Origin of the sequence: Paraburkholderia pallida (assembly GCF_004524855.1) — a bacterium.
Taxonomy (GTDB): domain Bacteria; phylum Pseudomonadota; class Gammaproteobacteria; order Burkholderiales; family Burkholderiaceae; genus Paraburkholderia; species Paraburkholderia oxyphila.
The window spans coordinates 57,044-82,047 of record NZ_CP038149.1 but is presented as its reverse complement, the minus strand read 5'-3'; the positions used below and the strand labels follow the sequence as shown (position 1 = coordinate 82,047).

The window sequence follows — 25,004 nt, the reverse complement described above, 5'->3', positions numbered from 1 at the left end:
GATCAGACCAGCGGCGTGATGTTGTTCTCGACGCCGAGCAGCGCCTTGCCGTACAACTCCAGCCCAATCGCCGGCAATCCCACTGCGTGACGCGCCGCGGTGTTCGAGTCGCGCCACCAGCGCTGCAGCGGGCTCGATTCCGCGAAGCCGCCGGCGCCATGCGCCCACAGCAGCGTATTGAGCGCCTCCGTGATATAGGTGGTCACCATCCCCGTATCGGCACGGGCGCGCGCGCGCGTCACGTCGTCGAGCTGCTCGTCTCGCAGGGCTGCCGCGTCGATCTCGTCCGCGGCCCGGAACGCACGCAGATGCGCGTTATCGACCTTGATCGCGGCTTCGGCAACCTGGGTCTGGAATACCGTCGAGTCCGTCTGCTTTTCGTACGAGGTATAGGTGATCGCCCGCTGGGGCGCCTTCTCGATAACGAATTTCAGCGCCGCGCGTCCGAGACCCAGTTGCGGGCCGGTCAGGATCAGAGCTGCGAACGGCACGAACGACGCGCGGTAGCTTGCCTCGTCCTTGCACTCGGTCGGATAGCGCCGATCGATGGCCGCCATCATGTCGAGCAGCCGATGGTCCGGCACGAACACTTCATTGCCGACGATGCAGTTGCTCCCGGATGCGCGCATGCCCGCCGTGAACCACGTGTCCTCGATCGAAAGCTCCGACATCGGCACGAGCGCGAGATACTGCTTCTTGAACGCGCCGTTCTCGTCGTGCTCGATCACGCCAATCGACGCCCAGTCCGCATGGAGCGACCCCGACGAAAAATACCATTTGCCCGAGACCACGAGGCCACCCTCGACGCGGCGCGATTGCGTGGAGGGCGTAAATACGCCGGCGACGCGTGCGTCGGGATTGGCGCCCCAAACCTCGTCCTGGGCCTGCTGCGGGTAAAGCGATGTAATCCAGGCACACACGTTGGTGAGCGCGACGACCCACGCGGTGCCGCCACACGCCTCGCCCAGCGCTGCCGATACTTCGAGGTGAGCGCGCAGCGTGCCTTCGTAGCCGCCATAGCGCCTGGGGACCATCAAACGAAATAGCCCCGCACTGGCGATCGCTTCAATGCTTTCCTCGCTCGCCCGCCGATTGCGCTCGGCTTCCGCGGCGTTCTTCATGAGCAGCGGCTGAAGCCCGGTGGCGCGGCGCACGAGCTCCTGCAGGGAGGGGCCACTCTTCACCGGCTGCTGAACTGGCCATTGCGCAAGAGCCGGTTCGTTGTGGGTAACGTATTCGCTTGTTTTCATCATGTTCATCTTAGTCATCCTAAACATGCCATTGACCCGGTATCGGGAGATGGCGTTGATTGCGAGTCAACCTGCGCTCAGGTGCGCGCCGGAAACCGATATTGGGAAAAGCACGAGCCCGCGTGCCCGTGCAACCCCGCCCGGCCGGAAAGGAGAAGTTGGCGCATGCCTTCCACTCTTAAGAATGACGATAATGTCATTTCTTATTTGAGACAAATAGTAGAATTCGCCACGACATGTCGCAAGAATTATTGGTCTTCCCCAGGGTTTTCTATAGGACTGCATTGTCATTCTGACAATTCGTCATATACTACAAATACGAATCGCCCGATGAGAAGGAACCGATGGACCACCGCTCGATAGTTGCCGAAAAAAAGCGTCTGCTAATGCGTACCAAGCTGATCGATGCGGCCACGCGTGTGTTCGCCGACCGCGTTGGGCCCGCCCCTGTGATCGACGATGTCATCCGCGAAGCCAGGGTTTCGCGGGGGACTTTCTATAATTACTTCGATTCCCTCGAACAGGTGCTCGCGGCGATCGGCCAGGAATTCAGCAACCAGATGATCACGGACATCCTGCCGGTCTACGACATCCTGCAGCAGCCGTGGCAAAGGGCGTCGGTCGGTTTCCGGGTCTTTCTCGTTCGCGCCCTGCTCGACCGTAAATGGGCCGGATTCATGGCGCTTCCCGACGCGTGGCCCCACCATACGCTGCTCGCGAAATACATGGGCGCCGACCTGGAAAACGGCAGGCGCGCCGGGCAGTTTCACTTCGACGACGTCTCGGCCGCCACCGACTTCCTGATGGGCGCAACGTCCCAGGCCATCCAGTCGATCCGGCAGGGCGTGGCCGATCCCAACGCCTACATGAACGCCTATACGCGCATGGCATTGGCGGCCCTCGGATGCACGCACAAACTCTGCGACGAGGGCGTCGGATTCTCCCTCTCCTATCTCAAGGACTGGGCGTCCGGACGCCTCGACGTCAGCAAGCCGCTTTGGGCGCTCAACATGAATTCGAAGGAAGGCCAACTCTTCCTCGGCTACGCCGCGACGCAAACCGGCGCGGCCAAGGCGAGCTAGCGGCCTTGCAGAGGAATCGCCGTCGAATACATCACCTGCTTGAGCGCAAAGCTCGAACGGATGCTTTTCACATTGGGGATGCGCGTGAGCTCGTCCACAATGAGCCGCTCGAGCGCCTGGGTGTCACGCACCAGCACCCGCAGCAGGTAATCCGCGTCACCCGTCATCAGATAGCACTCCATTACACCGGGTATGGCAACCACGGCGCGCTCGAACTCGTCCAACCCTTCGCGCCGCTGGTTTTCGAGCGATATGTGAATGAAGACATTCACATTCAGTCCGAACATTTCCGGCGCAAGGAGCGTCACGCGCTGCCTGATCAATCCCGCGCGCTCCATCGCCCGCACTCTCGCGAGGCAAGGCGATGCGGAAAGGTTCACGCGCACCGCCAGTTCGACGTTCGTCAGGCGCGCGTCCTGCTGCAGTTCGTTGAGGATTCGTATGTCGATTGCGTCGAGTTGTACCATTGCGGATCCTGGAGAGTCGATCGGACAGGATAGCGAAACCGTCGGCCTCGCAGCCACGACGTCCAGGAGTGTAGCGTGTAGAGGGCTGCCCATCCACGGCTCACTACGCAGCTCACTGCGCGGCTCACAGCGTGGCATCGCCTTGCAGATCGGCCGACGTGAACAACATGTCGGTCAGGCCCGAGCCCGCGCGAACCATCGGCCAAACGTTCTCCGAAGGATCGACAATCACGTCGAGAAACACCGTACGGCCCTTCATGGCGAGCGCCTCCCGCAGCGCCGCCTCGACCTCGCCTGGCTGCTCGACGCGCAAACCGACGTGGCCGTAGGCACGCGCGAGCGCCGCAAAATCGGGCAATGCGTCCATGTACGAGTTCGAATAGCGGTCCCCATAATGGACGTGCTGCAACTGCTTCACCATGCCGAGATAGCCGTTGTTGAGCGAGACGATCTTCACGTCCAGCCCGTACTGCTTGCAGGTCGAAAGCTCCTGAATGCACATCTGGATCGAGCCGTCACCGGTCACCGTTACCACATCGGCCTCGGGAAACGCCCGCTTTACGCCCATCGCATAGGGAAGCCCGACCCCCATCGTTCCCAGCCCGCCCGAGTTGATCCAGCGCCGGGGCTTGTCGAACGTGTAACGCTGCGCCGTCCACATCTGATGCTGCCCGACATCGGAGCAGACGAATGCGTCGCCGTGCGTCACCTCCCACAGCTTTTCGAGCACGAACTGCGGTTTGATGACCTTCTCGTCGCGCGCGTAGGCGAGACATGCGCGAGCGCGCCACGTTTCGATATCGCGCCACCATGCACGGCGCGACAGCACCTCCCCGGGTTCTTCCGGAAGCAACGCCAGCAAGGCGCGCAAGACCGCCTTGACGTCTCCGACGATCGGCACGCCCACACGCACGCGCTTGTCGATGGTCGCCGGATCGATATCGATCTGGATGATTGTTTTATCTGCCCTGCAGAAGTCGTCAGGATTGCCGATCACCCGATCATCAAAGCGTGCGCCGAGCGCAATCAGCACGTCACTGTTCTGCATGGCGAGGTTGGCCTCGTAGGTCCCGTGCATGCCGGGCATCCCGACGCTCTGGCGGTGCGTGCCGGCAAACGCGCCCAGCCCCATCAGCGTGCTCGCGACCGGTGCATCGACGCGCCGCGCGAGGCTGGCGATCTCATCGCCGGCGCCCGAGGCAATGGTGCCGCCTCCAACGAGAATGCAGGGCCGCTGTGCACGGCGCAACGCGTCGGCGGCGCGCTGAATCTGGCCGGCATGGCCTTCGGTGCGAGGCCGGTACGAGCGCAGTTCGACCGTGTGCGGATACGCAAACGGCCCGCGCGCCAGCAGAACGTCCTTGGGAATGTCGACCACGACGGGCCCCGGCCGGCCTGTAGCGGCGATATGAAACGCCTTCTTGAGCGTCGTGGCCACTTGATCGACCTGCACGACGAGAAAATTGTGCTTCACAATCGAGCGCGTCAGGCCAACCGCGTCGCACTCCTGAAAGGCGTCCTTGCCAATGGCGTCCGTCGGCACGTTGGCGCAGATCACGACAATCGGAATCGAGTCGAAATAGGCCGTGGCGATGCCCGTCACGGCATTGGTTACACCCGGCCCCGAGGTCACGAGCGCCACGCCAACCTTGCCCGTCGCGCGAGCGTAGCCGTCCGCCGCGTGCACGGCCGCCTGCTCGTGCCGCACGAGAATGTTGGTGATCGACGGCGCCGAGAGCAGCGCGTCGTAGATGGGCAGGACCGCGCCGCCCGGATATCCCCATACCGTGTCGATGCCTTCCATGCGCAACGCGGACACGACCATCCCGGCGCCGGAAACGATCTTCGCTCGTGCGGCGTGAGTGGATTCCGTCGTGGCAACCTGGGCAATTTCCGGGGCAGCAATTTTCACTTTCTTCTCCGACAAACAGGATTATTGCAAGATCGTTTCCCTGAACCGGCGGCGCTCATACGGGCGCCCTGCAGGATAAGTCGATCATATTGGGTTCCATGAAGCAGATGATGTCGAATTGAGGGCCGGCCAGCGGGCTTCGCAGCACAAGCGCACTGCGCAATCGCCGTCCAACGAGAGTTCGTGCCGTGCGCGCCTTTTGAGCCGGCCATAGCTGCGGCGCGGTGATGCGCTTCAGAAGTGCGTATGCAGGCCAATTCGGGCCACCGCCTGGGTCGCGCCGGAGGACGCGCCATCCGGCGTGTTCATGCCGTTCAGTTGCGCGAGGCCGCCCGCGCTCGCACGCTGGTAGAGACCGAGCACGTACACACTGGTCCGCTTCGACAGGGCATAGTCGACGCTCACCGCCAGTTGGTGCGCGTGATTGTTGTCGACGACATCGTTGCCTTTCATGTACATGTACGACGCGCCGGCGCTCAACGCAGGCGTGAAGTTGTAGTGCGCGCCGACTGAACCCTCGTACACCGTGCCGCCGTTGAGCGAGTTGTGGACGGTGGTGAAGAGCGCGTTGGCGATCCAGTTTTCAAGACCGTAATGCGCGCCCACGCCCCAGTTGCGCACACTGACGTCGGGACCGCCTGCGAGCGGGTATTTCAGGTTCGTGTACGCGGCATTGAAGCCGAAGGCGTGCCCCGCATAGTTCAGTGCAAAGCTCGTGCCGTTGCCGGTGCCGATCGAGCCTGCGACGTTGCCGAAACCATACATCGCACCCGCGCTGAACCCGCCCACCACGGGCGTTTCGTACTTGAGCGCGTTGCTCGCGGTCTCCCCGGCCATGCGGTCCCAGTCGAACGCGCCGGTCGGATTGGCGGGCAGCCCGAGCTTCTGGAACGGTCCGGCGCGAAAATCATAGAAGTGGCCGGAAAGTTCGGCCGGGTCTTCGCCGCCCGCGAAGAGCGCGTCGGTCATGAAGTCGTACTGATTGCCGAGCGTAAGCTTGCCGGCTACCGGGTTGCTCAAGCCCAGTACCGAGGTCCGGCTAAAGAGGCTCTTGTTGGGCATGAATCCACCATTGTCCAGCTCGAACTGACTCACGAGGCGAAAGAACGCATGCGTGCCGCCGCCCAGGTCTTCGGTTCCCGACATGCCCCAAAGGTTGGGTCCATTGACGCCATCGTCCATCTTCAGGGTAGAGTGGCCGCCCTGGTTGCTGACGTAGGTGATGCCCGAATCCATCATGCCGAACAGCGTAACGCTGCTTTGCGCGAGCGCCGGCATTGCGCAACTCATACTACCCGCCGCAACGGCAATATATTTGCAGTGCTGAATATTCATGACCCGATCTCCTCACAATGACTCTCATCCGGCGAGGACGATACTTTTGCCGCCCTCTGCCAGGTCAACGCCTCATCGCATCATGCCCGCTCGCCCACGACCGCATTGCGCAGCACGCCGATCCCGCTCACCTCGACCTCCACCACGTCGCCAGCCTTCATGAAGCGGGGCGGGTTGCGCTTCGCGCCCACGCCGCCCGGGGTCCCGGTCGAAATCGCGTCGCCCGCGCGCAACTCGCAGAACGTCGAGATGTAGTGCACCAGAAAAGGCACCGACCACACGTTCTGCTCGAACGGCGCGCTCTGCATGACCTCGCCGTTCAGGCGAGTGGTCAAATGAAGCGCCTTCGCCGGCTCCCCAATCTCGTCCGCCGTGACGATCCACGGTCCCGTCGAGCTGCTCGCGTCGAAGTTCTTGCCCGCCGTGATGCTGTGCTTCTGCCAGTCGCGCACCGAGCCGTCCATCAGCAGCGTGTAGCCGGCGACGTGCTCCATCGCCGCGTCCTGCGCGATATGGCGCCCCGGCTTGCCGATAACGATGACGATTTCGCCTTCGTAATCGAACATGTCGGAGACCGCCGGCTTGACGATGGACTGTTCATGCCCGACCAGCGACTGCGGCAGCTTCGAGAAGAACACCGGATGCTCGGGCGCTTCCTTGCCCGTTTCCAGTTGATGATCGCGATAGGCCCAGCCCAGCGCGAAAAGACGCGCGTCCGTGCGCGGATTGACCGGCAGCCAGACCAGCTCGCCGGCCGGCGCGTCGGGCGTGGCGCGCTCGACAAGCTTGCGGGCGCGCTCGACGAGGCCCATCGCAAACAGATCCGCCAGATCGCGGCAGCCGTCGTCCAGCCGGCCGCCTCCCAGATCGAAGAACTGGCCGTCGACCACCGCGCCGAACGTCGGCTTACCCTTGAACACCACCGAAGCAAACTTCATTTGTTTTCCTCCATCGCCTTGAACCATGCCTGCACCTGCTTGCGACCAATGCGCCAGCGCCCGTCGATACGCCTGAGCTCGTCCGTGTACTCGCCGACGAGCGCCGGGCCGCGCAGAGGCGCGGGCTTGCCGTCCGGCACCGCCTCGTCGTGGCGATAGACCGTGACGTACGACTTCACGCTCGCCTCGTCGGCGCCGTGCAGCGTCGCGATCATGTTCGTGATGACATGTCTTACGCGCATCGCCTGCGAGCGGCGCTGCATCATCTGCACGATGCCGTCGTGCCCGGCCACGGTGCCGTCCGCGCGTTCCCATACGCCGTCCGGCGCGAAATGCAACAGCATGGCGTCGGGCCTGCCATCGTCGAAGGCCCGCACGAAGGCGAGCACGGCCTCTTCGCACGCACGCCGCGCCCGCATGGACTCCACGTCGTCCTCTTCGAACGGTCTCATGCCTTCTGCTCCGGAATCCTGATCAACTCCGAAAGCGGCTCGCCGTTGTCGAAGCGCGCGAGGAATGCATCACGGTCGATGTCGATGCCGGACGGGTTCGCCTTGAACGCCGCCGACTGGAAATAGCCGAAGAACGATTCCTCCGTGTCGTAATTGTTGCTGCACAGCTCGACCACATTCTGGTCCGGGTCCCGAAAGTAGAAGCTCGTGATGGGACCGTGATTGGCGCAACGGTGCGGATGGATGTCCGCGTCGCGAAGCAACCGCACCCGCTCGATCAGCGCCGCCAGCCCGACATGCTTGAACTGCATGTGATTGAGCCCGGGGTCGATGGTCGGCTGCGCGCCCACCGAAGGAATCTCGAAGATCGCGAACATCTGTCCATAGGGTAGCGTGCGGTCGAGGAACATGAACGAGCAGCGCACGTCGCTCGCGTGCACCTGCTTGCCACCGTCGCCCAGACGCTGCTTCGCCGGTCCCCTGGGCGTATTGACGATACTCCACGGCGTGCCGAGCACGGCCTCGTACCACTCGCGCATCGGCTCGTAGTTCGACGTTTGCAGGACCACCTCGGAAATCTTGACGGGCGGCATGGTGAGCGTCTGCTCCTTGAGCGCCGAAAGGCGTCCGGAGAGAGAAGTGACGGGTTGCATTTGCACAAGCTCCTTTCGTGACGAGAGACCCGAACGTTACAGACTTGCCGAACCGCCCGATGTTGGTGAAATCACCGATGGCTCACGATAACGTATCGATTTATACATGTCAAAACTTACATGTCATACCGTACATGTCTTGACGGGTATGAGGGTTGGCGAAAACGAGCCTGGAAAAGGGCCCCGCTTTTTGCCGTTTCAAAGGCAGGATCAGGAGAAATGCTTCAATGAACAGCAAGACGGAAGTCCCCGTAATCATCGTCGGCGGCGGTCCCGTTGGCCTCGCGCTCGCCAATGAGCTCAGTTGGCGCGGGGTCGAATACGTTCTCGTGGACGAAGGGGACGGGGACGTGACCTTTCCGGCCGGAGAGGCCATCTTTTCCCGCACAATGGAGCATCTGCGCCGCTGGGGCATTGCCGACCGGGTTCGCCATCATCGCGGCTTTCCGGACCACTACCCGTTCAACGTCGCCTTCGCCACGTCCCTGCACGGCAAGCTGCTCGCGTCGTTCGACGGCCATGCGAACCGCGACATGCCCATGGCGTTCGGGCATCTTTCTCCGGAGGGTCCCACGGTCTGTCCCAAGCGACTGTTCGATCCCACGCTGCGCGATGCCGCGCTCGAGCGCGGCGCGGACCTGCGCTATGGCGTACGCGCCACGCTGGTTGCGCACGACAGCGACGGTGTGAGCGTCGAGTTGGCCGATCTGCGTACTGGTCGCGTCGAGCGCGTGAAGGCGGGCTATCTGGCCGCGTGCGACGGCGCGCGCAGCGCGGTCCGCAAGGCGCTCGAGATTGATTACGAAGGTGATTTCGCGCAGGGGCACAATTTCGCCGCCTATTTCCGCTCGCCCGGACTGAAGGCCCATCTCGCGCGTCAGTTCGGCAGCACGTTCTTTCAGATCCATACGCTCACGCCGCAACGCACGTATCTGACGACGGTGGACGGCTCGGAACTCTGGCGCATTTCGGAGTACTGCCAGGCAGACCAGTCACCCGATCCCGCGGACATGATTCGCCGCGCGATCGGCGAGAACATCGGGTTCGACATCCTCCGCGCGCAGCCGTGGTCGGGGCATCGCGTCGTCGCCCGACAGTACGGCGCCGCGCGCGTGTTTCTCGTCGGCGACGCAGCGCACCTGCGCTGGCCGAAGGGCGGCTTCGGCGCGAACACCGGAATCGGCGATGCGATCGATCTCGGCTGGAAGATCGCGGCCCACCTCGCGGGCTGGGGCGGCGACGGCTTGCTCGAGAGCTACGGGATCGAGCGCCGCCCGATTGCGTTGCGCAACACCGGGGAAGCGGCACGCAACTACGACCGCGATTCGCGCATCGAAGGCTCGCCGCTGCTCGACGCGGACACCCCCGAGGGCGAAGCCGCGCGCCGCGCGATGGAAGGCGAAATCCATCGGCACCGCAAGCAGGAGTTCACGACCCAGGGCATTCAGCTAGGCTACTGCTACGCCGGCTCGCCGATCTGCGTGCCCGACGGCTCCGAGCCGCCGCCCGACGATCCGCACGTCTACACGCCGACGACCTGGCCCGGCGCCCGCGCACCGCACGCCTGGCTCGCCCCCGGTGTTTCCACGCTGGATGCGTTCGGCCGCGCATTCGTGCTCGTTACTACGGAATACGAATCAACGGCGCGCACATTCGCCGATGCCTTCAATGCCCGTGACGTTCCGTTCGCCACGTTGCGCATCACCGCGCCTGACGTCGTGCGGCTCTACGAGCGCAAGCACGTGCTCGTGCGCCCCGACGGCCACGTGGCGTGGCGCGGCGACGAACTGCCGGAAAACCCGATGGATCTGCTCGAGCGCATTTGCGGCCGGCGAACGCTCAAGCAGCAAGCGGAACTGAAGGCGGCCTGAACGAGGCCTGAGTGCAGCGATGCCGTGCAGGACGACGGCATCGAATTCAGGGCTGCCGACGTGCGCCTTTGCGTGAGGGGGGAATCTTCTCGTATTCGTCGAGCATCCAGCGATACCACTGAAGCGTGAAGACCCGGCTTTCACGCGTGAACATGACGCTGGAATACAAGCCGAACACGTGATGATCCGCGCCTACGGGAAATTGCACATCGTAACGCCGCTGGGCGTCGGCGAGATGGGCGTCGATGTCGGCGATTTCTCTTTCGACCAGCGCGATCTGCTTTGTGATGACGTCGACGGCCTCTTCCGGAGGCAGCAGCCAGAGCGAGAAGACCTTCAGGTTGAATTCGTTGCGCGTGGGGCTGGGCGTGGGCGCCTCCGCCACCCAGGCGCGCAGCGCCTCGCGGCCGGCGTCCGTGAGGCTGTAGACCTTCTTGTTGCGCTCGGCGGCATGGGAGAACGTCACGTAGCCCGCTTCGGCCAGCGCACCGAGCACCGGATAGATCTGGCTATGGCTCGCCTCCCAGTTGTAGTTTTTCGGCGGCCCCATCAGCAAGGAGAGGTCGTAGCCCGTTTGATCGTGATGTGCGAGCCGGCCAAGCAAGGCGTAGCCAATGACAGGAATCTTCTTGTTGGCGGCATCGACCCCGGCTTCGGTCGCGCCAGTGGACTGGCTTGCTTTGCGTGGCATAGGAATTGGATTCGCTGGTGCGGTCTGACGCTGTGAAGTGGGGATTATACGACTCGCGCCCCCGCGACCGGCCGGACGCTCGCACCGGACGACATTGAGCGACTATTCATATCAGCGGGCCACGAAAGCCCGCGGAAAAGGAGACGAAGATGGAAAGCATTCACGTGTCGGCCCCCGCAAGGATTGAGGAGAGCCCCCAGGGACGCGGCGCCATTCTGGCCGCGAGGATCATTCTCGGCGGCGGACTCGGCATGTTCCTCAACCTGGGCCCGGTCGTCCTGTTCACTTATGGGATCTTCATTCAGCCCATCTCGGCGCAAACGGGCTGGTCGGCCCTGTCGCTCGCTTCGGCAATCGGCCCGGCGATGCTGATCACCGCGCTATCGCAGCCCGCGATCGGCTATCTGCTCGACCGCCACGGCGCCCGCAAATTCGCCCTGGTTTCGATCGGCGGGTTCGGGCTCGGCATCATCGCGCTCGGCGCGCTGCCCGGCAGCGCGCGCGGCTTCTCATGGTGCCTCGCGCTCGCCACGCTGCTCGGCGCGGGACAAACGCCGCTGCCCTATTCCTTCCTCGTTTCGCGCTGGTTCGATCGTGGGCGCGGAACCGCGCTCGGTATCGCGCTCGCGTTCTCCGGCCTCGGTGTGACCGTCTGGCCCGCCGTCGTTGGCCATTTGCTCGCCGCAGTTTCGTGGCGTCAGACCTATATGGCGCTCGGGGGCATGGTGCTCGCACTCGGCGCACTAGTCGTCGCGCTGATCCGCGACCCGGTGCGCAATTCCGCTCACGATGGCGCAGACCATGCACCGCCGAGCGAGGGCGTTACGCTGAGCGCGGCGATGGCAACAGGCTCGTTCTGGCTGCTGGCCGTCGTCGCGTTCGTGATCGCTGCCGAAGTCACAGGCGCAACCGTTCATCTGCCCGCCATGCTGGCAGCGCACGGTGCATCTCCCCAGGCCGCCGCCTCGCTCGCCAGTGTGCTGGGCATTGCGAGCATCGTGTCGCGGCTCTTCATTGGCGTAGCGCTCGACTACGTCTTCGCGCCAATTGTCGGCTTCGCAGTCTTCGCGGCCTCCGCCGCCGGCTGCCTGCTATTGGTGCACGCAACAGCGGACGCGCCCGTCGTGGCGGCGGTCCTGCTCGGAATCGGTCTCGGCGCCGAAGCGGACATCCTTGCTTTCATCGCGTCCCGTATCTTCGGTGTACGACACTTTGGCTCGATCTACGGCGTGCTAATGGTCGTCTTCCTGCTTGGCACGTCCGCTGGGCCGACGCTCTTCGCGGTGGCGCTGAACGGCCATGGCGGCTACCCCGCCGCGCTCCTGGGCTCGGCCATTGCTGGCGCATGTGCCGCGTGCCTGACGCTCATGCTGAGTAGATGTGCCTTTAAATATATGCACGGCGGCGGCACGCCTGGTGGCCGTTCCAGACTTTCGTTGGAGCGTACGGGGCGCGATCTGTAAGGAGCGATACCGCACCGGTCTGTGCTTCCCTGAGGATGACGTCGAGCTTCCGATGAAGGTTTCGGCCGCCAAATGCAGATGCATCGAGCAATTGATTGCGCCATCGACGCACACCAGCAGTGTGCAGGCTGCTGTACGGTCCTCGAACCAGTGGTGTTCGCTGCCGTCGATCTGATCGAGCTCGGCCACAGATACCGGTCGTGCGCGAGGTGGGTAGACCTTCAGTTGGCGCTGTCATCTCGCGAGGGCGGCAAATCCCGGCTATTACGATAAGTTTGATTATCTTCCCGCAGCGGGCAAATCTATACGGCTCCCGTCGTAACGCGGCCGCCATTGCGATCGGCTGCACACATACTTCGGATTACTTTTCAATTTCTGCCTGCCCCATCATCACCGCGCGACAGACTTCGTGCCTGACTTGGCTTTGCGGATTGCGTTCTTGGTGGGGACACTGGGGTATCTCGCTTCATAGCCTGCGATCTACCCCAAAAACTACCCCCCACGAATCGGTGGCAGTCAAGGGAATGAAGCGGCTACCCGGGGACGTCCGGGAAGACCGGCGCCCCTATCCAATCTGGACTGAGGGTGAGAAAAACGGAAGAACATCCAGGCACTCGCTGGAATGCTTTGAATGGTGGGCCGGGTCGGGTTCGAACCGACGACGGGATTTCTCCGGCGGATTATGAGTCCGCTGCCTGCAACCAACACGGCGTCCGGCCCACGAAGCTACAACGAGGGGAAGTCAACAAAAAAGCCCGGTCTACACAGAGGCCGGGCTTTTCGACGGCAGGCCGACATACTACACGAACCGCACCAGCCTGCCTATCCGAAGCACGCAACTGAACGCAAATTAAGCGCCATAGATACGTCGTTACCTGCGTCTCGTTCCCATCTCAACCTAACATCAGTTCCCTTCGAGGAACGACTTGAGCTTGTCCGAGCGGCTCGGGTGACGCAGCTTGCGCAGCGCCTTCGCTTCGATCTGGCGAATCCGCTCGCGCGTGACGTCGAACTGCTTGCCCACTTCCTCGAGCGTGTGATCCGTGCTCATCTCGATACCGAAACGCATGCGCAGCACCTTCGCCTCGCGCGGCGTGAGCGAGTCGAGCACGTCCTTCACCACATCGCGCATCGAGGCATGCAGCGCGGCGTCCGCTGGCGCAACGGTGTTGTTGTCCTCGATGAAGTCGCCCAGATGCGAATCGTCGTCGTCGCCGATCGGCGTTTCCATGGAGATCGGCTCCTTCGCGATCTTCATGATCTTGCGGATCTTGTCCTCCGGCATTTCCATCTTCTCGGCAAGCGTGGCCGGATCCGGCTCGAGGCCCGTCTCCTGCAGAATCTGCCGCGAGATGCGGTTCATCTTGTTGATCGTCTCGATCATGTGAACCGGAATGCGAATCGTGCGTGCCTGGTCCGCGATCGAGCGCGTGATGGCCTGGCGGATCCACCACGTCGCGTAGGTCGAGAACTTGTAGCCGCGACGATATTCGAACTTGTCCACCGCCTTCATCAGGCCAATGTTGCCTTCCTGAATGAGGTCGAGGAACTGCAGACCGCGATTCGTGTACTTCTTCGCAATCGAGATCACGAGACGCAGGTTCGCCTCGGTCATCTCGCGCTTGGCCTGGCGCGCCTTCAGTTCGCCCGCCGCCATCTGGCGGTTGGTTTCCTTCAGGTCCTTCAGCGGCAGCACCACGCGCGCCTGCAGGTCCAGCAGGCGCTGCTGCTGCTCGCGGATCGCCGGGATGTTGCGCGAAAGAATCCCGCTATAGCCGTGATTCTCGGCAACGATCTTGTCGGACCATTCGAGGTCGGTTTCGTTGCCCGGGAAGCGCGCGATGAACTCCGAGCGCGGCATGCCGCACTTGTCCACGACCGTGTGCAGAATCTGGCGTTCGACCTGGCGCACTTCGTCCACTTGCGCGCGCAACGTGTCGCACAGGCGCTCGACGGTACGCGCCGTGAAGCGGATCGACATCAGCTCGGTCTGGATCGTTTCCTGGGCCTTCAGGTAGGACTTCGACTTGTAGCCTTCCTTCTCGAACGCGCGGCGCATCTTGTCGAACCACTCGCTGATGAGCGCGAACTTTTCGAGCGAGGCACGCTTGAGGGCTTCGAGCTGCGCCGCGTTGGCCGTCGCCTGGGCCGCGCCGTCGTCCTCTTCCTCCTCCTCTTCGCCCTCTTCCTCCTCTTCCTCTTCCACCTCGTTCTCGATCTCTTCGGCTTCCTTCGCATTGAAGCCGTCGGTGTCCTCGGCGTTCGGATCGATCAGGCCGTCGACGAGCTCGTCCACGCGGCTCTCGTCGTTCGCCACGCGCTCGGCCATCGAGAGGATGTCGGCGATGGTGGTCGGGCAAGCGGAGATCGCCATGACCATATGCATGAGGCCGTCTTCGATACGCTTGGCGATTTCGATTTCGCCTTCGCGCGTGAGGAGCTCGACCGTGCCCATTTCGCGCATGTACATGCGCACGGGGTCGGTCGTGCGGCCGAATTCGGAGTCGACGGTGGAGAGCGCGACTTCCGCTTCCTCTTCTACTTCGTCGTCCGAAGAAGCGTTGGGCGCGTTGTCGTTCAGGAGCAGCGTTTCGGCATCGGGCGCCTGCTCGTAGACGGCCACGCCCATGTCATTGAACGTGCCGATAATGCCTTCGATCGCCTCGGTCTCGGTGAAGTTGTCCGGCAGGTGATCGTTGATTTCCGCGTAGGTTAGGTAGCCGCGCTCCTTGCCAAGCTTGATGAGCGCGCGCAGCTTGTTGCGGCGCTCTTCGAGTTCCTCGACGGTCCCGGGCTGCGATGACGCGAATGCGTCTTTCAGCAGCGCCTTTTCCTTCGCTCGCCGGTCGCGCGCACGGGTGGTCTTCTCACCCTTGCCCGCGGTGGGCGTGCTCTCTTCGCTCTGGTTTGCGTCGTCATCGACGGACACTTCATTCAGCTTTTTCGTCATGGAGTTCGCCGTACCGGCTGTAGTCTCGACTCGCGGCTGCTGGACGTCAGCCTCTTGAACCGTGGATACTGGAGCCTCGCGCTCTGCCGCATCGTCCGCAACGGCAGGCACTTGCCTTGCACTACTCGGACCACCGGACCGCTTCGTTGCCGGGTGAGTCGCGGCTTTCGCCGCGCGTGTTGGCGCCGCTCGCGCGGCCGAAGCAGCCATGGCTTTCTTCCGGACTGCGGGGACTTCATGACTGGCGGTTACCGCCTCGCGGCGGGAACTGGCGGGTGGGACGTCCTGGGCCTTCGTGACCTTGCTGGTCGGCTCCGTCGAGCCTTTGCCTGTCGCCTTTTTTCCGCCTGTAGTCTTTGCCATTGCCATTCCGCCCTTGCTGGAAACTGGACAGCTTCCCGGTACCGCCCGGCGAATGACCTCCGAGTGATACTTGAGCTGCCCGCCCGGAAAAAACAAAAACAAACAACAAAAACAAACCGCTGAAAACCTTTTATTATAGCACGCACGGTAATAATCGCCCGCGCACGCTCCTACCCTACAGCCCGAGCTGGCGTTTCATGTCAGCTCGCGTCTGATTCAGTTTCACATATTCGGCCAGCTCCTCGGGCGTATGACGCGACTGCCGCGAAAGCACGTCCAACCGCTCGCTGCAGGCGTCGAAGCGCATCTTCAGGATTGCCGCCGCCAATTCCTCGCCCACGAGCCGCTCCTGCTCGCGGCGCTCCTCCAGCACAGCGCCATCTTCTGGATTTTTCATCAGCAAATCCCGAACGTTTTCATCATAGTCCAGAATTTCGCGAAAAATCTCCTCGAAGGTGGGGGCGTTCGCACCGTTTCGCAACAGGTCCGAAAGGAGCTGAAACTCGGCTGCGTCGCCCAGCGCACGCGCGTGCGTGGTCACTTCCTCGAACAGTTCGCCGTGCCGCGTGAGCGTGATGAGCGCCTGTTCGGCCTCTTCGTCGAGCTGCGCCACGATGCGCGGGTGCATCACCAGGTTGCGCAGCGCCTTGCGCTCGATCCCGGTCACGAGGTGCCGGTCCTTGCGCGCGGGCGCCTGACGCGCGGCCTGGGCAATACGGGCGTCGACCTCGCAGAGCGCCGCGACCTCCTCGAACGGCACGTCGAGGCGGTCGGCGAACATGTGCATGATCTGCGCTCGCAGCGCGTTCGCCGGCAGCGCCTGCAACAGCGGCTTGGCATCGAACAGCGCACGGGCGCGCCCTTCCGGCTGGTCCAGCTCCTTGCCCACCAGGACTTCGTTCAACATGAACTGCGAAAGCGGCATGGCCCGGTCGACCTGCTCCTTGAACGCCTCGGTGCCATACTCGCGCACGTAGCTGTCCGGGTCGTGCTCCGAGGGCAGGAACAGGAAGCGGATCGTCCGATTATCCGCCGCGTGCGGCAGGCAGGCGTCGAGCGCGCGCCGCGCTGCCCGGCGGCCCGCCGCATCGCCGTCGAAACTGAAGATCACCGTATCGGTCTGACGCATCAGCTTCTGCACGTGGATGGGCGTGCACGCGGTGCCCAGCGTTGCCACCGCGTTCTGGAATCCGAGCTGCGCGAGCGCGACCACGTCCATATACCCTTCGACCACCAGCACGTAGTGCTGCTCGCGAATCGCCAGACGCGCCTCGAACAGCCCGTACAGTTCGCTACCCTTGTTAAATAGCGGCGTTTCCGGGGAATTCAAATACTTGGGCTCGCCGCCGTCGAGCACGCGCCCGCCAAAGCCGATCACCTGACCCTTCACGTTGCGGATGGGGAACATCACGCGGTCGCGGAAGCGGTCGTAGCGGCGCGCCTGTCCCTGCGCGTCCTGCTTTTCGCTGACGATAACGAGGCCGGCTTCGACCAGCGCGTCGTCGCGATAATCGGTAAACGCGGATTCGAGGTTCTGCCATCCATCGGGCGCGTAGCCGAGGCCGAACCGGGCCGCGACTTCGCCCGTGAGGCCGCGTTTTTTCAGATACTGGATGGCAATCGGCGCGCTGCGCAACTGCTTGCGGTAGTAGTCGCAAGCCGTCTGCATGAGGTCCGAAAGCGCGTTGGAGACGGCCTTCGAGACGCCTGGCGCGTAGCCGCCGGAGCCGGCGCCCGCGCCGCCGCCACTGCCGCCATAGGCGCCGCCGCGCATCGGCGACGGTTCCTGGGGCACGGCGAGGCCGACCGACTGCGCGAGTTCGTTGACGGCCTCGGGAAACGTGAGGCCCGCGTGCTCCATCAGGAAGCCGATGGCGGTGCCATGCGCGCCACAGCCGAAGCAGTGATAGAACTGCTTCGTTGGACTAACGGTAAAGGAAGGGCTCTTTTCGTTGTGAAACGGGCAAAGGCCCATGAAATTCGCGCCGCCCTTCTTGAGCTGCACGTAGCGCCCCACCACGTCGACGATATCGACGCGGTTGAGCAGATCCTGCAGGAACGAATGCGGAATCATCAGGGCTCGGTCGCTCGCATAACAGAGGCCGGGCACGCGCATACGCACGGCCCGTGACGGGCCTCGCGGCAGCGCACGGCACGATGGCCGGCGGCGCGCGAGGCTTGGCCCTTACTTCGCGAGCGCAGCCTTGACGAGCCCGGAGACCGCGGTCATGTCGGCGCGGCCCGCCAGCTTGGGTTTGAGCACGCCCATGACCTTGCCCATGTCCTGCGGCCCGCTCGCGCCCACCTGGGCGACCGCCGCCTGCACTTCGGCAGCGATTTGCGCGTCCGAAAGCTGCTCGGGCATATAGGCGGCCAGGACCTGGAGCTCGGCGTTTTCCTTCTCGACGAGGTCTGTCCGACCGGCCGCTTCGAACTGGCTGATCGAGTCCTTGCGCTGCTTGATCATCTTGTCGATGACCGCCGTAATGCCGGCGTCGTCGAGCGTCACGCGCTCGTCGACTTCACGTTGCTTGATGGCGGCGAGCAGCAGACGAATCGTGGCGAGGCGCTCGCTTTCGCGCGCGCGCATCGCGGCCTTCATGTCGTCGTTGATCTGGTCCTTGAGACTCATCACTCACCTGAAATGCGTTGGGGTTGCACAATCCCCGGGGAAACCCGGGCAGTGCGGCCACCGCGCCAAACCATCGCACCGAAACATCACAAGAATGCAAAACCCGCCTGGAAGCGTTTCCAGGCGGGTCGGTGCGGATTCGACACAGCTGCGGCCACACCAATGTAGACAGCTCAGGCTTTGTTGCCGGTCCGGCCCGGGTTTCCCGGGCTGGCCGGCGGCATTGCCGGCTGCTTGCGACGCCATGGAATTCCCAAAAAACGGAAGCCATGGCGCCGCCGGAATCAGTACAGCTTCTTCGGCAGCATCTGGCTGCGCAGACGCTTGAAGTGGCGCTTCACCGCTGCGGCCTTCTTTCGCTTGCGTTCAGCCGTAGGCTTTTCGTAGAACTCGCGCGCACGAAGCTCGGTCAACAGTCCGTTCTTCTCGATCGTGCGCTTGAAGCGGCGCATGGCCACTTCAAAGGGTTCGTTTTCTTTTACGCGGATGGTCGTCATTTTCCAATAACGGATCAGGGGGTAAAGAGAGTCAAGTATAGCAGTTCCGTGCTCGCGCATTGCGTGGCCACTTGAGGGGGAAACCCCACCCCAAGCGGCCCGTAAGCCCACGTTCGCCGCTTCATTTGTCGTCCGTCAAACGGTCCTTTCACGCCGATTTCCCAGTGTGCCCCAAGAACCGATCGCGAGCCGCCACAGTGGCCAAACCAGGGCCGCCAGCCGCGCAGATCATGGGCATCATGACCCACGCGGCAAGTCCGACCGACTTGCAGGCAGCGATATGGCTAGCGCGGCGGATCAGCCTTCGCGGGGGCCGACGAGCAGCAGCGGCACACGCGTGATCTCGACGGCGCGCTGGGCAACGCTGCCGAGCAGCCAGCGCGCGACGCCCCGCCGGCCGTGCGTGCCGAGCACGACGAGATCGGCGTTCCAGTGCTCCGCGTCGCGCAGAACGGTGTGGGCGATGTCGTCGCGGATGAGGCCGGTCGCCACGAGCGCCGTTTCGCAGGCGTCGCCGGCCGGCCCGAGTTGCTCGCTCGCCGCAGCGAGTGCCTGGCGCCCGACTCCGCTGAACGACTCCTCCAGCCCCGGAGCGGCCACCGGACCGGCGGCCACGCTGCTGCGGTCGACGACATAGATCGCGCGCAACTCGATTTGCGGCGTGATGAGCCGCATGGCCGCCTCGATCGCCTGAGCGGAGGCCTCGCTGCCGTCCGTCGCCAGCAGCATGCGCGCAAAGCGCGCCTCTGCGCGCGCCTCGTACTCGGCCGGCACGACCAGCAGCGGGCACGGCGCACTCACGGCGAGCGCACCCGAGACCGAGCCGTCGACCCAGCGTTTCACGCGCCCGCGATGACGCGCCCCGACAATCAGCACGTCGGCCTGCCATTCGCTGGCCGCCGCGCTCAGGGCGTTGACGACTGCGCCGGATTCGCCGGAAAGATTGAGCACGTGCCCCGACACCGATGCAACTTGCCCGTCGAACGCGGACATGGCTCGCTCGAGCGTGCGCTCGGCCTCGTGACGCAACTCCTGGCGCGCGGCGGCGAGCGTGTCCTTCATCCAGGCATCGCCCGCCGTGTAGGCGCCGCCGGCCTGCCAGGCGCGCGGCTGCTCGGCGGCACAGACGATGCGCACGTCGGCGTCGCGCGGCGCCACGCGCCCGGCAAAGCGCAGCGCCTGCAGAGAGGCATTCGAATCGTCCACCGCAATCATGATTCGCCGTAGCGGCACGCCGTACTGCACCTGTTCTTCTTGCTGGTTCACCTTTCACACCTCTCCACATTGGATCAGTGTTCCAGCGTGAACCTCCATGGCCGGGCCAACAATGACGGGCGTCAAGTCCTGGAGACTCGATGCGTCACGTCAGTCAGAAACCGGTGTTTTGCAATGCTGCGGCCGGTGCGCGTCAGGCCTCGCCCGCAGCGAGCGTGAATTCCGCCGCAGCCTCGCCGGCCGCCACGCCGGAAGCCCACGCCCACTGGAAGTTGTAGCCGCCAAGCCAGCCCGTCACGTCCACCGCCTCGCCCACGAAGTACAGACCCGGCACGCGCTGACTCATCAGCGTCGCGGAGGAAAGCTCGCGCGTATCCACGCCGCCGCGCGTCACTTCGGCCTTCTTGTAGCCTTCGGTGCCGGTCGGGGTCAGCGTCCATTGCGCGAGACCCTCGCCGATACGGCGCAGCGTCTTGTCGGGCAGATCGGCGAGACGCGCTTCCAGCGGCACCTGATGCGACTCGAGCCAGGCGTGCGCGAGGCGGGATGGCACCCACTCGGCGAGCAGGTTGCCGATCTGGCGCTTTGTCGCGCCCTTCGCTTCGACGAGCGCGTCGCCGGCGGGCCGCTCGGGCAGCAGATTCACGCGAATCGGTTGCCCCGGCTGCCAGTAGCTCGAGATTTGCAGCACGCCGGGCCCGGAAAGGCCGCGGTGCGTGAACAGCAGATCCTCGTCGAAGGCCCCGCCGGTCTTGCGCTCGCCGGTCGCCACATGCACTTCGAGCGAGACGCCGGCCAGCGGCACATAGGGCGCCCAGTCCTGCGGCGCGAACGTGAGCGGGACCAGCGCGGGGCGCGTGTCGACGAGCTTGTGGCCGAACTGCTTCGCGATGCGGTAGGCGAAATCGGTCGCGCCGATCTTCGGAATCGAGAGGCCGCCGGTCGCGATCACGAGCGCTTTCGAGCGAATCTGCCCTTGCGGCGTGCCGAGCGTGAAGCCCGCGCCGTCGGCATGACTCACCGCCTCGACTTGCAGGGGCCGCCGCCACGCCACGCCCCCGGCGTCGCACTCGGCGCGCAGCACGTCGATGATCGCCTCGCTCGACTGGTCGCAAAAGAGCTGCCCCTTGTGCTTCTCATGCCAGGTCACGCGATGCTGGCGCAGCAGCGCGAGGAAGTCGCGCGGCGTATAGCGCGCGAGCGCGGAGCGGCAGAAATGCGGGTTGTTCGAGAGATAGTTCGCGGGGCTCGCGTGCAGATTCGTGAAGTTGCAGCGGCCGCCGCCCGAGATGCGGATTTTTTCCGCAAGGCGCGGCGCGTGATCGATCAGCGTCACGCGGCGGCCCTGCTGACCGGCCACCGCCGCGCACATCATGCCGGCCGCCCCTGCGCCGATCACGGCGATATCGAAGGATTCCATGGCGCGCATTCTACCTGTGCATCCCGCCGGGGTGGCGCCCTGGCGGCGCCTCGTCGGCTTCTCCGCGCGCCGGGCGCGGCGAGCCGGGTTTTGCCCGCGCTGCTATACTTTGAAGTTCGCCTTTCACTTTGATTCAGCGACGGTTTTCGCCTGGCTCGTCTTGCCAGTCGGGGCGCCGCCGCACGCCACACCATGCTCGTTCTCGGCATCGAAAGCTCCTGCGACGAAACCGGCCTCGCACTCTACGACAGCGAGCGCGGCCTGCTCGCACACGCCCTGCACTCGCAGATCGCCATGCACCGCGAATACGGCGGCGTCGTGCCCGAACTCGCCTCGCGCGACCATATCCGCCGCGCGCTGCCGCTGCTCGAGGAAGTGCTCGCGAAGAGCGGCGCCGCGCGCAGCGACATCGACGCCATCGCCTTCACGCAAGGCCCCGGGCTCGCCGGCGCGCTGCTGGTGGGCGCGAGCGTCGCCAACGCGCTCGCCATGGCGTGGAACCGGCCGACCGTCGGCATTCACCATCTCGAAGGGCATCTGCTCTCGCCGCTGCTCGTCGATGCGCCGCCGCCCTTTCCCTTCGTCGCGCTGCTCGTCTCGGGCGGCCACACGCAGTTGATGCGCGTGACCGACGTGGGTGTCTACGAGACGCTCGGTGAAACGCTCGACGACGCCGCGGGCGAAGCCTTCGACAAGACCGCCAAGCTGCTCGGCCTCGGCTATCCGGGCGGCCCGGAAGTCTCGCGCCTCGCCGAATTCGGCACGCCGGGCGCCGTCGAGCTGCCGCGCCCGATGCTGCATTCGGGCGATCTCGACTTCAGCTTCAGCGGCCTCAAGACAGCCGTGCTCACGCAGGTGAAGAAGCTCGGCACGAACATCTGCGAGCAGGGCAAGGCCGATATCGCGCGCGGCTTCGTGGACGCCGCCGTCGAAGTGCTCGCCGCCAAGTCGATCGCCGCGCTCAAGCGCACGAAGATGAAGCGCCTCGTGGTGGCTGGCGGCGTGGGCGCGAACAAGCAGTTGCGCGAGACGCTTTCGGCAGCCGCGCAAAAACGCGGCTTCGAAGTCCACTACCCCGATCTCTCGCTGTGCACCGACAACGGCGCGATGATCGCGCTCGCGGGCGCGCTGCGCCTCGCGCGCTGGCCCGAGCAGGCCACGCGCGACTACGCGTTCACGGTGAAGCCACGCTGGGATCTGGCGTCGCTCGCGCAGGACACCCGATAGCGGGTTCACGGGTTCACCAGCGCTATCGCACGCTGCCCGGCAGAAACTCGCCAGCGGCACAAACAAGCCACAGCGACACGAGACTCGCCCGCGGCGGCCTTGTGGCGAGCCGGAGATCGTCGAAAGACTCTGCGTCAGAAGCGCTGCGTCACACCAAGGACCGCGAGCGTTTGCTTCGTGCCCGGCGTCGTGACGGCGACACCCGACCAGCTCATCGTGGCCGAGCCATTGTTCTTCATGTAGCCCGCGCGCGCATAGACGGCCGTCCGTTTCGAAAGACTGTGGTCGATGCCCAGTTGCACTGCCCAGCTATTGTCATGCACACCGCGCACGACGCGTTGCAGGCCGGCGATTTCGATCGTGTCCGCCGTGGTGGCTTGAATCGTGGCGCCGGCTTGCATCACGCTATAGGGATGCACGGCCAGGAGCTGGGTCGCGAGCGGGCTCGAATCGTCATGCTTCGCACGGTGATAGCCATAGAGAAACTGCAGGTTGACGATGCCGATTTGATAAGCGACCGCAGTATTGAAATGCTCGGTTCCAACCGTATTGAGGACCGAAGGCAAGCTGGCCAGGGTCCTGGTGCCCGGATGCTGGTATTGATATGCAATCCCCGCATTCAGGCCATAGCCCGACCAGGTCGCGGCGATATCGATGAGATTGCCGTTCGTTTGCGGCGCAGGCTGCGACACGCTGGACTGGAACGCGTACATGGCCAGCAACTGGAGCCCATTGAGCTTCGGCGACTTGTACACGACCGAGTTGCTCGACCGCCCGCCGCTGGACTGCATGCCGATCGTATTGCGGTCGACGACATTACCGGCCGCGGCCAGCAGCGAGATCACTTCATTGGCGAAAAACGGGTCGCCTGGGTAGAGCACCCAGAAAGTCGGCTGGTACTGGCGGCCGAACGTGAGCGTGCCGTATTGCTCGTGTGTCAGCCCCACCCACGACTGGCGATAGAACATGGCGCCCGTATCGGCAAAGCCGGTGCCATTGTTGATGTTGAAACCATTCTCGAGTGTAAATATGGCTTTCAGCCCGCCGCCAAGGTCCTCCGTGCCTTTCAAGCCGAAACGCGACGGCGTGCTTCCGCCGCCGCGCTGCGACCAGGATTGCTTGCCGTCATTGTTGAGGAACTGGACAAACGCGTCCGCGATGCCATAGAGCGTGACGCTCGATTGCGCATTCGCGCCAACCGCCGCCAGCATCAACGCCGTACCGCAAATGCTCTTTCTGCAAAAGCGCATTCTGTCTCCTTCGTCATCTTCTTGTAGATGGATCGGCCATCGTTCGCGAGTAACGTGTGCCGACTCGTTATAAGGTCACGTTGCAGTGAAGTTATAACGGCGAAGGTAGACCTCGGTATTGCCACACCTCAATTAATCGCCGCATATTCGCGCAGCGTTATTGCCGCGCTGGCGATAGAGCGATCTGCCTGATGAGAAACAGAAGAAAATAATGTCAGGATAACCAGGCAAAGCGGGTGTACCCCAGCCTGGCTGGATAGGTTCACCAATACAAACGGCAGCTTGCCCAGACAAGCTGCCGTCGACATGTTTCCGCTTCAGACATTCAGACGATGAAGAACGCTTCGTAAGCGGTTGCAATCTCCACCGATCTGCGCCGCGCAATCGAATCAACTAACGCGTGCCGGCGTGTCGATCACCCCGCCGCGCGCTTGTCGTGCTCGATCACGGCATACGCGCTGTGGTTATGGATCGACTCGAAGTTCTCGGCTTCGAGCGTATAGGCAAGCACGCGCGCATCGGCGTTCAGGCGCACGGCTACGTCGCGCACCAGATCCTCGACGAACTTCGGATTCTCGTACGCGCGCTCCGTCACGAACTTCTCGTCCGGACGCTTGAGCAGGCCCCACAGTTCGCACGACGCTTCTTCCTCGGCGATGCGAATGAGGTCTTCCACGGGCAGGTCGCCCGCGAGCTCGGCATCGATCGTCACGTGCGAGCGCTGGTTGTGCGCACCATACTGCGAAATCTTCTTCGAGCACGGGCACAGGCTCGTCACCGGCACGAGCACCTTCAGCGAAAGGCGCGTCTCGCCATTGCGCACATCGCCCGTGAGCGTCACTTCGTAGTCCAACAGACTTTCCACGCCCGACACCGGCGCGACCTTCTTCACGAAGTACGGGAACGAGACCTCGATGCGGCCCGCCTGCGACTCGAGCTTATCGAGCATCGCGGCCAGCATCGTGCGAAACGTCGCCGGTTCGAGCGGCGCCCGGTTCTCTTCGAGCAGCGCCACGAAGCGCGACATGTGCGTGCCCTTCTGGTCCGCCGGCAGATGAACGTCGAGGTTCCACGTGCCGACGCTCGGCTGGACGTCGCCCGCGCCGGTCTTGACCGTAAGCGGATGGCGCACGCCCTTCACGCCCACGCGCTGGATCGGGATCTGACGGGTATCGACGGAGCTCTGGACGTCCGGCATCACGAAGGCCGGGTTCATCTGATTCATGTTCTTGTCCTCAGGCCGCGCCAAACTTGCGGCGCGCAAATGGCAAGCGCCGGCAAGAGCCGGCGCTGGCTGGCGAAACCGGGTACGCAACCCGGCCGCCGGTTCAATTTT

General features: G+C 63.9%; 21 protein-coding genes and 1 tRNA gene. 4 read left to right on the top strand and 18 right to left on the bottom strand.

Going from position 1 to position 25,004, the window contains the following annotated elements:
* Positions 1-2: 2 nt before the first annotated feature.
* Positions 3-1,259: an acyl-CoA dehydrogenase family protein gene (locus E1956_RS15735; RefSeq protein WP_197732877.1), complete on the bottom strand. Its 1,257-nt coding sequence runs from the start codon at positions 1,257-1,259 to the stop codon at positions 3-5.
* Positions 1,260-1,636: 377 nt separating this feature from the next.
* Between E1956_RS15735 and E1956_RS15730 the strand changes: the two genes are divergently transcribed.
* Positions 1,637-2,332 carry a TetR/AcrR family transcriptional regulator gene (locus E1956_RS15730; protein ID WP_197732876.1) on the top strand — a complete coding sequence of 232 codons (696 nt, stop codon included), beginning with the start codon at positions 1,637-1,639 and terminating at the stop codon, positions 2,330-2,332.
* Here E1956_RS15730 and E1956_RS15725 read toward each other — a convergent pair.
* The 6 genes from E1956_RS15725 to E1956_RS15700 all read right to left on the bottom strand — a co-directional run bounded on the left by E1956_RS15725 (position 2,329) and on the right by E1956_RS15700 (position 8,089).
* Complete coding sequence (locus E1956_RS15725) at positions 2,329-2,799, bottom strand: Lrp/AsnC family transcriptional regulator (RefSeq protein ID WP_134750795.1); 471 nt, start codon at positions 2,797-2,799, stop codon at positions 2,329-2,331. The genes E1956_RS15730 and E1956_RS15725 overlap by 4 nt on opposite strands.
* 124 nt (positions 2,800-2,923) lie before the next feature.
* Positions 2,924-4,624 (bottom strand): biosynthetic-type acetolactate synthase large subunit, encoded by a 1,701-nt coding sequence (gene ilvB, locus E1956_RS15720; RefSeq protein ID WP_134754458.1) that lies wholly within the window; start codon positions 4,622-4,624, stop codon positions 2,924-2,926.
* Positions 4,625-4,945: 321 nt separating this feature from the next.
* Positions 4,946-6,046 carry a porin gene (locus E1956_RS15715; protein ID WP_134750793.1) on the bottom strand — a complete coding sequence of 367 codons (1,101 nt, stop codon included), beginning with the start codon at positions 6,044-6,046 and terminating at the stop codon, positions 4,946-4,948.
* An 80-nt stretch (positions 6,047-6,126) separates the two neighbouring features.
* On the bottom strand, positions 6,127-6,984 hold the full coding sequence (locus tag E1956_RS15710; protein WP_134750791.1) for a fumarylacetoacetate hydrolase family protein: 858 nt from the start codon (positions 6,982-6,984) through the stop codon (positions 6,127-6,129).
* Positions 6,981-7,436 (bottom strand): nuclear transport factor 2 family protein, encoded by a 456-nt coding sequence (locus E1956_RS15705; protein ID WP_134750789.1) that lies wholly within the window; start codon positions 7,434-7,436, stop codon positions 6,981-6,983. Before E1956_RS15705 ends, E1956_RS15710 begins: the two co-directional genes overlap by 4 nt.
* Positions 7,433-8,089: a VOC family protein gene (locus E1956_RS15700; protein WP_134750787.1), complete on the bottom strand. Its 657-nt coding sequence runs from the start codon at positions 8,087-8,089 to the stop codon at positions 7,433-7,435. The genes E1956_RS15705 and E1956_RS15700 overlap by 4 nt, the downstream gene beginning before the upstream one ends.
* Positions 8,090-8,316: 227 nt before the next feature.
* Here E1956_RS15700 and E1956_RS15695 point away from each other — a divergent pair, with 227 nt between their 5' ends.
* Entirely contained in the window at positions 8,317-9,960 is a 1,644-nt protein-coding gene (locus E1956_RS15695) for an FAD-dependent monooxygenase (protein ID WP_134750785.1), read from the top strand.
* A gap of 46 nt (positions 9,961-10,006) precedes the next feature.
* On the opposite strand, the gene E1956_RS15690 is transcribed toward E1956_RS15695, so the two are convergent.
* Positions 10,007-10,651 carry a PadR family transcriptional regulator gene (locus tag E1956_RS15690; RefSeq protein ID WP_134750783.1) on the bottom strand — a complete coding sequence of 215 codons (645 nt, stop codon included), beginning with the start codon at positions 10,649-10,651 and terminating at the stop codon, positions 10,007-10,009.
* A gap of 149 nt (positions 10,652-10,800) precedes the next feature.
* Between E1956_RS15690 and E1956_RS15685 the strand changes: the two genes are divergently transcribed.
* Complete coding sequence (locus E1956_RS15685) at positions 10,801-12,114, top strand: MFS transporter (RefSeq protein ID WP_134750781.1); 1,314 nt, start codon at positions 10,801-10,803, stop codon at positions 12,112-12,114.
* A 632-nt stretch (positions 12,115-12,746) separates the two neighbouring features.
* Here the strand turns inward: E1956_RS15685 and E1956_RS15680 are convergent.
* From E1956_RS15680 to E1956_RS15650, 7 genes are all read right to left on the bottom strand, one after another.
* Positions 12,747-12,834, bottom strand: a tRNA-Ile gene (locus E1956_RS15680).
* A gap of 184 nt (positions 12,835-13,018) precedes the next feature.
* Positions 13,019-15,427 carry an RNA polymerase sigma factor RpoD gene (gene rpoD / locus E1956_RS15675; RefSeq protein ID WP_134750778.1) on the bottom strand — a complete coding sequence of 803 codons (2,409 nt, stop codon included), beginning with the start codon at positions 15,425-15,427 and terminating at the stop codon, positions 13,019-13,021.
* A 175-nt stretch (positions 15,428-15,602) separates the two neighbouring features.
* Positions 15,603-17,501 carry a DNA primase gene (dnaG, locus tag E1956_RS15670; RefSeq protein ID WP_134750776.1) on the bottom strand — a complete coding sequence of 633 codons (1,899 nt, stop codon included), beginning with the start codon at positions 17,499-17,501 and terminating at the stop codon, positions 15,603-15,605.
* 111 nt (positions 17,502-17,612) lie between these two features.
* The gene (locus tag E1956_RS15665; protein ID WP_134750774.1) at positions 17,613-18,059 is read right to left on the bottom strand and encodes a GatB/YqeY domain-containing protein; all 447 of its coding nucleotides are present in this window, start codon (positions 18,057-18,059) and stop codon (positions 17,613-17,615) included.
* 284 nt (positions 18,060-18,343) lie between these two features.
* On the bottom strand, positions 18,344-18,556 hold the full coding sequence (gene rpsU, locus E1956_RS15660) for a 30S ribosomal protein S21 (RefSeq protein ID WP_013434742.1): 213 nt from the start codon (positions 18,554-18,556) through the stop codon (positions 18,344-18,346).
* Positions 18,557-18,853: 297 nt separating this feature from the next.
* Positions 18,854-19,822, bottom strand: coding sequence for a universal stress protein (locus E1956_RS15655; RefSeq protein WP_134750772.1), 969 nt, complete (start codon positions 19,820-19,822; stop codon positions 18,854-18,856).
* Between the two features lie 142 nt (positions 19,823-19,964).
* A complete protein-coding gene (locus E1956_RS15650; RefSeq protein ID WP_134750770.1) occupies positions 19,965-21,191 on the bottom strand; it encodes a BaiN/RdsA family NAD(P)/FAD-dependent oxidoreductase in 1,227 nt (408 codons plus the stop codon).
* A 192-nt stretch (positions 21,192-21,383) separates the two neighbouring features.
* On the opposite strand from E1956_RS15650, the gene tsaD reads away from it, so the two are divergent.
* Positions 21,384-22,418 (top strand): tRNA (adenosine(37)-N6)-threonylcarbamoyltransferase complex transferase subunit TsaD, encoded by a 1,035-nt coding sequence (gene tsaD / locus E1956_RS15645; RefSeq protein ID WP_134750768.1) that lies wholly within the window; start codon positions 21,384-21,386, stop codon positions 22,416-22,418.
* Between the two features lie 134 nt (positions 22,419-22,552).
* Here tsaD and E1956_RS15640 read toward each other — a convergent pair whose 3' ends face one another.
* From E1956_RS15640 to folE2, 3 genes are all read right to left on the bottom strand, one after another.
* The gene (locus E1956_RS15640; protein WP_134750767.1) at positions 22,553-23,668 is read right to left on the bottom strand and encodes a porin; all 1,116 of its coding nucleotides are present in this window, start codon (positions 23,666-23,668) and stop codon (positions 22,553-22,555) included.
* Between the two features lie 128 nt (positions 23,669-23,796).
* Positions 23,797-23,976, bottom strand: a complete 180-nt coding sequence (locus E1956_RS15635) for a hypothetical protein (protein WP_134750765.1) — start codon at positions 23,974-23,976, stop codon at positions 23,797-23,799.
* A 107-nt stretch (positions 23,977-24,083) separates the two neighbouring features.
* Positions 24,084-24,893 carry a GTP cyclohydrolase FolE2 gene (folE2, locus tag E1956_RS15630; RefSeq protein WP_134750763.1) on the bottom strand — a complete coding sequence of 270 codons (810 nt, stop codon included), beginning with the start codon at positions 24,891-24,893 and terminating at the stop codon, positions 24,084-24,086.
* Between the last annotated feature and the right edge of the window lie 111 nt (positions 24,894-25,004).

Bases quoted from the DNA above. Each gene is read 5' to 3' on its own strand.
- E1956_RS15735 (WP_197732877.1), bottom strand. From the start codon at position 1,259: ATGAACATGATGAAAACAAGCGAATACGTTACCCACAACGAACCGGCT.
- E1956_RS15730 (WP_197732876.1), top strand. From the start codon at position 1,637: ATGCGTACCAAGCTGATCGATGCGGCCACGCGTGTGTTCGCCGACCGC.
- E1956_RS15725 (WP_134750795.1), bottom strand. From the start codon at position 2,799: ATGGTACAACTCGACGCAATCGACATACGAATCCTCAACGAACTGCAG.
- ilvB (WP_134754458.1), bottom strand. From the start codon at position 4,624: ATGGTCGTGTCCGCGTTGCGCATGGAAGGCATCGACACGGTATGGGGA.
- E1956_RS15715 (WP_134750793.1), bottom strand. From the start codon at position 6,046: ATGAATATTCAGCACTGCAAATATATTGCCGTTGCGGCGGGTAGTATG.
- E1956_RS15710 (WP_134750791.1), bottom strand. From the start codon at position 6,984: ATGAAGTTTGCTTCGGTGGTGTTCAAGGGTAAGCCGACGTTCGGCGCG.
- E1956_RS15705 (WP_134750789.1), bottom strand. From the start codon at position 7,436: ATGAGACCGTTCGAAGAGGACGACGTGGAGTCCATGCGGGCGCGGCGT.
- E1956_RS15700 (WP_134750787.1), bottom strand. From the start codon at position 8,089: ATGCAACCCGTCACTTCTCTCTCCGGACGCCTTTCGGCGCTCAAGGAG.
- E1956_RS15695 (WP_134750785.1), top strand. From the start codon at position 8,317: ATGAACAGCAAGACGGAAGTCCCCGTAATCATCGTCGGCGGCGGTCCC.
- E1956_RS15690 (WP_134750783.1), bottom strand. From the start codon at position 10,651: ATGCCACGCAAAGCAAGCCAGTCCACTGGCGCGACCGAAGCCGGGGTC.
- E1956_RS15685 (WP_134750781.1), top strand. From the start codon at position 10,801: ATGGAAAGCATTCACGTGTCGGCCCCCGCAAGGATTGAGGAGAGCCCC.
- rpoD (WP_134750778.1), bottom strand. From the start codon at position 15,427: ATGGCAAAGACTACAGGCGGAAAAAAGGCGACAGGCAAAGGCTCGACG.
- dnaG (WP_134750776.1), bottom strand. From the start codon at position 17,501: ATGATTCCGCATTCGTTCCTGCAGGATCTGCTCAACCGCGTCGATATC.
- E1956_RS15665 (WP_134750774.1), bottom strand. From the start codon at position 18,059: ATGAGTCTCAAGGACCAGATCAACGACGACATGAAGGCCGCGATGCGC.
- rpsU (WP_013434742.1), bottom strand. From the start codon at position 18,556: ATGACGACCATCCGCGTAAAAGAAAACGAACCCTTTGAAGTGGCCATG.
- E1956_RS15650 (WP_134750770.1), bottom strand. From the start codon at position 21,191: ATGGAATCCTTCGATATCGCCGTGATCGGCGCAGGGGCGGCCGGCATG.
- tsaD (WP_134750768.1), top strand. From the start codon at position 21,384: ATGCTCGTTCTCGGCATCGAAAGCTCCTGCGACGAAACCGGCCTCGCA.
- E1956_RS15640 (WP_134750767.1), bottom strand. From the start codon at position 23,668: ATGCGCTTTTGCAGAAAGAGCATTTGCGGTACGGCGTTGATGCTGGCG.
- E1956_RS15635 (WP_134750765.1), bottom strand. From the start codon at position 23,976: ATGTCGACGGCAGCTTGTCTGGGCAAGCTGCCGTTTGTATTGGTGAAC.
- folE2 (WP_134750763.1), bottom strand. From the start codon at position 24,893: ATGAATCAGATGAACCCGGCCTTCGTGATGCCGGACGTCCAGAGCTCC.